The sequence below is a fragment of the Bradyrhizobium sp. OK095 genome (genome assembly GCF_900109945.1).
In the GTDB taxonomy this organism is placed as follows: domain Bacteria; phylum Pseudomonadota; class Alphaproteobacteria; order Rhizobiales; family Xanthobacteraceae; genus Bradyrhizobium.
In genome coordinates, this window is record NZ_FOBX01000046.1 from 1 (window position 1) to 1,241 (window position 1,241).

The window sequence follows — 1,241 nt, forward strand, 5'->3', positions numbered from 1 at the left end:
CCGCGCAGGGCGCCGGCCTCACCCGACAACACCGCGATCTCGTCACCCTCTCCACTCTCTCCGGCAAGCGCACGATAAAACGCCTCGAGCCCGGCCTCTGTTGCCAGCGGATGCAGTCCCATCTGCCGCTGTTGACGCTCCGACGCCTCGGGAAGCTGCATCCCGCCATCGCGCCACAGCGGCCAGGCAATCGACACCGTCCGCCCCCACCGCTCGCCACGCCGCACCTGCTCGTTGCGCCAGGCCGCATACTCCGCCAACAACGCATTGGCGGCTGCGTAGTCCGCCTGCCCCACATTGCCGAACGCTCCCGCGCCCGATCCGAACAGGATCATGAACTCCAGCGTCAGATCCGCCGTCGCCTCGTCGAGGTTCACAACCCCTGCAACCTTCGGCGCCAGCACCGCGTGGATCTCGTCGGCCGTCTTCTTCAACAGGAAGCTGTCCCGGATCACACCCGCAGCGTGGATGATCCCGCTCACCCCGCCATGGCTCTCCCGCAGCTCCGCGATCAGCGACCGCACCGCCGCGCCGTCCGCCACGTCCACCCTGCGGTAGGCGACCCGCGCACCCAGCCGCTCCAACCCGGACAGCCGCGCATGACCGCCATCATCCAGCTCCGAGCGACCGGTCAGAACGATCACGGCATCCTTCGCGCCCCGCGCGATCGCCTCCGCAAAGATCAGCCCAAGCCCGCCGGCCCCGCCCGTGATCAGGTACACCCCGCCATCCCGCCACGGCATCGCGACCCCGGCATCCGGCGACAGCTCCCGCCACGACGCCACCTCCCGCGTCCCCGCGCTATAGCGGACCGCCTGCTCGTGCGGCCGTCGCGCGCTCTCCTGAAGATGCGCCACGATCTGCGCCGCGCTCTCATCCGCCGCGACGACGACGATTTGCCCGCGCAGCTTCGGGTGCTCCAGCCGCGCCGTCCGCAACAATCCCGCCAGCCCGCCGAACAGCGCCTCTGCTCCGGCCCCCGCCACCACGAGCTGGATCAGCACCTCGTCCTTCGGCTTCTCCGCCACGATCCGCTGCAGCAGCTCCAGGGTCTGCAGCACCGCAGCCTCGTAACGAGCCGGCACGCCTTCGCCACCACCACCGACAACAACGCAGCGCGCCGACGTCAGCGCCGCCGCAACATCACGCGCCCGGTCCTCGTCGCCGCCGCACAGCACGACAAAATGCGGCCCCGACCACGACGCGGCGACATCGCCGGCTTCGCCCGCCTCCCAGACCCG

The 1,241-nt window shown here is 70.5% G+C and carries 1 protein-coding gene; it reads right to left on the minus strand.

All coding sequences use genetic code 11. The annotated features are described in order from the left end of the window. Positions 1–1,241: SDR family NAD(P)-dependent oxidoreductase (locus tag BMW89_RS37660; protein ID WP_143062897.1), on the minus strand; the 1,241-nt coding region annotated here is incomplete at both ends.